General features: G+C 74.4%; 5 protein-coding genes. 2 read left to right on the top strand and 3 right to left on the bottom strand.

All coding sequences use genetic code 11. The features are described 5' to 3' along the window. A partial coding sequence (locus G4D87_RS32335) for an MXAN_5187 family protein (RefSeq protein WP_338045013.1) occupies window positions 1-660 on the top strand: 660 nt, incomplete at its 5' end. Between the two features lie 110 nt (window positions 661-770). Next, entirely contained in the window at window positions 771-1,595 is an 825-nt protein-coding gene (locus G4D87_RS32330; RefSeq protein WP_163786543.1) for a class I SAM-dependent methyltransferase, read from the top strand. Window position 1,596: 1 nt separating this feature from the next. Here the strand turns inward: G4D87_RS32330 and G4D87_RS32325 are convergent, their stop codons facing one another. The 3 genes from G4D87_RS32325 to G4D87_RS32315 form a co-directional block, all read right to left on the bottom strand. After that, window positions 1,597-3,246 carry an ATP-binding protein gene (locus tag G4D87_RS32325; protein ID WP_163786542.1) on the bottom strand — a complete coding sequence of 550 codons (1,650 nt, stop codon included), beginning with the start codon at window positions 3,244-3,246 and terminating at the stop codon, window positions 1,597-1,599. 10 nt (window positions 3,247-3,256) lie between these two features. Next, window positions 3,257-4,627 carry a periplasmic substrate-binding domain-containing protein gene (locus G4D87_RS32320; protein ID WP_163786541.1) on the bottom strand — a complete coding sequence of 457 codons (1,371 nt, stop codon included), beginning with the start codon at window positions 4,625-4,627 and terminating at the stop codon, window positions 3,257-3,259. After that, a partial coding sequence (locus G4D87_RS32315) for an FG-GAP repeat domain-containing protein (RefSeq protein WP_163786540.1) occupies window positions 4,624-5,913 on the bottom strand: 1,290 nt, incomplete at its 5' end. The genes G4D87_RS32320 and G4D87_RS32315, both read right to left, overlap by 4 nt.

Below are 5,913 nucleotides of genomic sequence, written 5' to 3'. Positions count from 1 at the left end.
GCGGCGCCGTTCGCCTTTGCCCCTCCGGCGCCCGCGCCCGCGGCGGACCCCTTCGGCTCGGCCGAGGCGTTCCCGTTCCCCGCGCCGCCGCAGCAGCCGCCCGCGCACGCGGGGGCGATGCCGTTCGAGCCCTCGCCCGAGGCCTTTGGTGGCCCCGAGGCGCTGTCGCCCGCGTCCCCTCGCCGGGGTGCGTTCGCCTTCGAGGACCAGCCCACGGCGGCGTACTCGCTGCAGCAGGCCGCGGACCCCTTCGCCCTGGCGGCCTCCCAGGCCGCGCCGGACAGCCCGGAGACGACGCGCGTGGCGGCGATTCCGCGCGAGCTGCTCCAGGCCAGCGCGCGGCCTTCGACGTCGGACGCCATCCCCATGCCGCCGCCGCGCTCCGCCCCTCCGCCCGCCGCGATTCCGCTGCCGGGCCTGGGCAACTCCGCGGTGGCGCTCACCGACGAGCAGCACTTCCAGGATGTCTTCCGCGAGTTCCTCACCACCCGTGAGCGGTGTGGCGAGGCGGCGGACGGCCTGACGTACGACAAGTTCGTGCAGAAGCTCCGCAAGAACAAGGAGCAGCTCGTCCAGAAGTACGCGTGCAAGACGGTGCGCTTCCAGGTCTACGTGAAGGAAGGCAAGGCGGCCCTCAAGGCCACGCCCGTCAAGGACTGAGCCCGCGCGCGGCCCTGGCCGCGAAGGAAGTTCCGAAGGCCCGTGGTCTCCTCGAGAGGCCGCGGGCCTTCTCGCGCGTGGCATTGAGGGCAGCCAGCCAGGAGGGGACGATGCAGACGCGGTACGTGCCGAACCTCACGGGGATTCCGGAGACGATGCTCTGGACGCTGCACTGCCGGGCAGGGGAGGCGAAGCGGCCGGACGGCGTCCTGAAGGACGCGGAGGCGCTGCGCATCCACGGCGCCATCGACTACGACTTCGAGAAGTCCTTTGGCCGCGCGGAGCCGTCCCTCGCGATTCGCGCGGTGGAGATGGACCGGGTCCTTCGCGCGTGGCTGGCCACGCACCCCGAGGGCTTCGTGGTGTCTCTGGGAGAAGGCCTGGAGACGCAGGCGCAGCGGCTGGACAACGGGCAACTGCGCTGGCTGAGCGTGGACCTTCCGGAGGCCATGGCCATCCGGGAGCGCTTCCTCACGCCGAACGAGCGGCTGATGCACCTCCCGGTGAGCGCCCTGGACCGCGCGTGGATGGACCGCGTGGACGCAAGCAAGGGCGTGTTCATCGTCGCGCAGGGCCTCTTCATGTACTTCGAGGAAGACGACGTCCGCCGGCTCGTCGCGGACCTCGCCGAGCGCTTCCCGGGCGCGGAGCTCCTCTTCGACACGGTTCCCCGCTGGTTCTCGCGGCGCACGCTCAAGGGGCTCCACCGCACCCTCGCGTACCGGTTGCCGCCCATGCCCTGGGGCATCAATCGCGACGAGCTGGAGGTGACGCTGCGGCGGTGGGCGCCGCGCATCCGCCAGGTGGAGCTGACGCCCTACTCCTTCCCTCGGGGGCTCCTCCGGTTCGTCTACAACCCCCTCAACGAGGTGCCCTGGGCGAGGGAGCGGGTGCCCACGGTGGTCCACGTCCGCTTCGCGGAGCGCGGCGCCTGAGTCAGGCCGCGCGTGGCAGCACGAGGCTGAAGCGCGCGCCCTGGCCAGGTTCTCCGCCCACCTCCAGCTTGCCCCCGTGCTCCTGGAGGATGCGCGAGGCGATGGCCAACCCCAGGCCGGTGCCGCCGTCCTTGGTGGTGAAGTAGGGCTCGAACACCCGGGCGCGGTGCTCCAGGGGGATGCCGGGGCCGCTGTCCTCCACCTCGACGATGGCGTCGGCTTCGGTGGAGCGCACGCGCACGCGCAGGGTGCCGCCCGTGGACGTCATGGCCTCCTCGGCGTTCTTCACCAGGTTCACCAGCACCTGGGTGAGCTGGTCGCGGTCCGCCCGCGCCACCACGCCCGTCTGGAGCGTGGGCAGAATCTGGATGCCGGCTGGAGGCGTGGCGTACAGCGCCAGCACGCTCTGCGCCAGCTCGCCCAGGTCCACGGGCGCCAGCTGCGGCTTGGGCATCCGCGCGAAGTGGCTGAACTCGTCGACGATGCGGCGCAGCCGGTCCACTTCCTCCAGCACCACGCCCGCGCTCTCCTTGAACATGTCCGGGAAGCGCGGGTGCTTCGCCTCCTGCGCGGCCTGGAGCGTCTCCAGCGACATGCGGATGGGCGTCAGCGGGTTCTTGATTTCGTGCGCCAGCCGCCGCGCCACTTCCTGCCACGCGGCGATGCGCTCGCTGGCCATCAGCCGCTCGGTGGTGGCCTTCAGCTCGGACGTCATGCGGTTGAACGTCCGCACCAGCTCGCCCACCTCGCCGCTGGCCTTCACCGTCACCTGGGACTCCAGCGCGCCTTCGGCCACGCGGCGGGCGCCCTCGGTGAGGGCCTCCACGGGCCGCGTCATCCACCGCGACACCAGCAGGCCCAGCAGCACCGCGAAGGTGCCGCCCAGCGCCGCCAGCAGGAGGAAGGCGCGCATGACGCCCTGCTCCGCTTCACGCGCCGCCGCGCGGCTGAAGACGAGCCGCACCGTGGCCGCTTCCCCCAGCGGCAGCGACTTCGTCACCGTCGGCGGTTCGGCGGTGCCCGCGCTGGCCAGGGGCGTGTCACCCACCAGCAGCGCCACCTGTGTCTGGGTGAGGCGGGCCAGGTGCTGCGCCAGGCCCTCATCGAGCAACACGCCGCCCACGGCCCACAGCCGCAGGTCCCCGAAGTCCACCGGGCGCGCGGTGACGAGCGCCGGGAGCTGACGCAAGCCGGAGGCCGTGCGCACCTCCACGCGCACCGGCACGGGCCGGGGGGACGTCTCCCGGGTGACGGCGAAGAGGGCTGGGTCCGGGTCTCCCCGGCGCGCGGGCAGGTGGCCGGAGGAGAGCACCCGGCCGTCGCGGTCGAAGAGGGCCAGCACGCTCAGGCCGCGGCTCTTCATCAGGCCCTCGGCGGTGCCGGCCTGGATGGCGCGGGTGGGGCGCTCCCGGGCCTCGCGGGCCAGGTCCTCCATGATGGTGCTGTCCACCAGCTCCTCCACCGCGCGGCGGGCGGTGGCGCCGGAGCGCTCCAGGGACTCCTGCGCGGAGGCGGTGGCGGCCTCCATGCGTGCGTCCAGCTCGCGCGACAACGTGTCGCGCAAGCGCGTGAGGGTGAGCGGCACGACGACCGCGAGCGGAACCAGGGCCAGCAGGGCGAAGGCGAGCGCCAGCCGCGTCCTCAAGCGCATGCCGTTCTCCTCAAGGACGTCCTCCCATCGCCGTCCCCTCCGCTGGAAGCACGTGCAGTCCGTCCAGCGAGGGCAGGCCTTGTGCGTCCATCATCACCCCGCCCACGTCCGGCGCGAAGCGCATTCCCAGCCCCTGCGCGTACAGGGGGACCAGGGGCACGGACGCGGCCAGGGCCAGGGCCCGCTCGCGCGCCCGCGCGTCCCGCGCCGCGGAGGAAGCAAGCGCGCCGATGGCGGGCAGCTCCACGCCCAGCAAGTCCTTGCGTCCACCCGCGTCCAGCACCACCGCCAGCGCGGGCCCGGGGATGGGCGGCAGCAGCAGCGCGTGCAGCATCAGCTCGAAGTCGCCCTGGGCCCAGCGGGCGCGCAGGGCCGCGCGGGGGAGCGCCTCCAGCGCCACGGTGTAGCCGCGCTCGTGCAGCTTCACCTGGATGCGCTCCGCCACCGCGCGCTGGTCCTCCACCGAGGCGTCGTAGCGCAGCGTCACCGTCCTCGCGGGCCTCGCCGACGGCGCGGAGGGCCGGGGGCGCGCGGGCGCGTCCAGCAGCGCTGGCGGGAGCAGGTGCGGCATGGGCTGCGCGGGCGCCTGGACGAAGAGGCGGGTCAGGTCCTCGCGGTCGATGGCGCTCTCCACGGCCTGCCGGAAGTCCGGGGGCAGCCGCCGGGGGGAGAAGGCCAGGAAGGTGGCGTAGAGCGGCGCGCCGGCCTGGGTGTCCGTCTCCGACGCGACGCCCAGCTCCACCTGGACCTGCCGGGACGACCACAGCCGGGAGAGGCCGCGCTGGTCCGTGGCGGTGAGCAGCAGCCGGTCCAGGTACGGGCGCCCCTGAGGCCAGGCCGTCTGCGCTTCCAGGGCTCCGCGTCCCGCGGCGGTGAAGGGGCCCAGGGCGTTGGCGGAGGCGGGCGGCGCCAACGCCGGGTGGCACAACGCGCGCTCGAGGTCCGGCCAGGGGTAGGCCAGCGTCAGCTCCAGCGTGGCGCCCCGCGGCGTCACCTGCCGCGCCTCACCGCGCAGCGGATGGAGGAGGGCCCGGTACGGGGATGCGCCGTCGTTGCTCGCCAGCCGCATCCACGCCCGCGCGAGCGCGGTGGCGGACGCGGGGCCAGGCAGGGTGATGCGCAGGGACTGGGGCGTGGGGCGCGACAGCTCCCGCGCGAGCGCGGGCTCGAAGCCGCTGTCCCGCGTGGCCCGGCACACCGGTGGGGACAGCAGCCCCAGCAGGGTGGCTTCCAGGGGCGTGTCGGCCAGCGCGGGCTCGGCCACTTCCGGCGGGCCGTCATGGGCGACGCGCAGCTCACCTCCGTAACGAGGACGGCCGGCCGCCTGCGCGGACGCGGACGCGAGCAACGCCAGGCAGGCCAGGGTGGAGCGGAGTCTCATGGCGCCCCCTGGCGCAGGAGGAACAGCTCGCTGGTGCCGTCCGGCTTCCAGAGGCCCACGATGACGTCGCGGCGCTGGTCGTCGTCCAGCCGGGCCGTCACCACGTACAGCGCGCGGCCCGTGGGCAGGGCGCCCTGCCACAGCGGTTCCTGCGTGCCGGGGTCGTCCCCGGAGGCGCGGTGCACGCGCAGCACGTCGGGGGAGGGCGTGAGCTGCGTCGAGGTGGTGATGAGCTCCGGCACACCGTCCCCATCCAGGTCTCCCAGTGCGCTGCCTGCGCCCAGGTTCGTCCAGCGCGCCGGTGCCGCGCCCGCGTGCGCGTAGAAGGCCGCGGTGCCGTCCGGGTGGACGAACAGCATCCGCTGGCCATCCAGGCTCGCGGTGGTGAAGGGCGCGGGCACCGTCAGCGGGCGGCCCTCCGCCAGCTTCACGGTGGGCGCGAAGGCCGTCTGTCCCGGCACGAAGGTGCCTCGCTCGGTCGCGCCCAGCGGCGCCGTGTCCAGCGTCCCCACGGCGCGCAGGGTGGCGCGGGCCTTGTCCAGCGCCAGCAGCTCGCCGTGCGCATGGCGGGTGCTCCACGCGGCCAGCCGGGGTGGCCCCGGCAGGAACGCCAACGCGCCAAAGGGCTCCCGGGTGGTGGCGCTTCCAGCGGGCAGGGTGTCCAGCGCCTTGCGCGCGACGAGCCGCCCCTCCGCGTCGAAGACGGAGACGTCATTCGCCGTGAGGGCCACCACTTCATCGCGGCCATCCCCGTCCAGGTCCCCGGCGGCGAGCGCCGCCAGGGGATGCTCCAGCCGCGCCAGCGCCGCGCCCAGCAGCCGGATGCCGCGAGGGCCCGCTTCCGGGGGCGAGCTGGGCGAAGCGCCTCCACTCTCCAACGCGAGCGCCAAGACGGTCGGGTCCGCGGGCACCGTCTCCACCAACGTCGCGGCGGGCCTGGGCGAACGCGTGGGCGCGCGGCCGGACCAGAAGTTCACCCAGGTGCCAATCAAATCCCCCCGGGCGCGCAGCTCGCCACCCTCCACGTCCAGCGAGAGCCGCACCAGCGTCCGGGCACCTTGCGCGCGCGCCAGCGTCTCGGCGGCCTCGGCCGTGGGCGCATCCAGCACCATGGGCGACAGGCCCGCGGAGGAGAGCTGCGAGGCGAGCACCGTGCTCACCGCGCGGCGAAGCTCGGCCGAGCCGCCCGTGACATTCACGGCCACCGGCGCCTCCACGCCACGCTGCGCGCGCACGGCCCCCGTCACCTGCCGGGCGAGCCGGGGGATGGCGGCGGGGGTGTCGGC

The organism is Myxococcus vastator (genome assembly GCF_010894475.1).
Lineage (GTDB): Bacteria > Myxococcota > Myxococcia > Myxococcales > Myxococcaceae > Myxococcus > Myxococcus vastator.
This window is presented reverse-complemented; position numbering and strand designations above follow the sequence as displayed.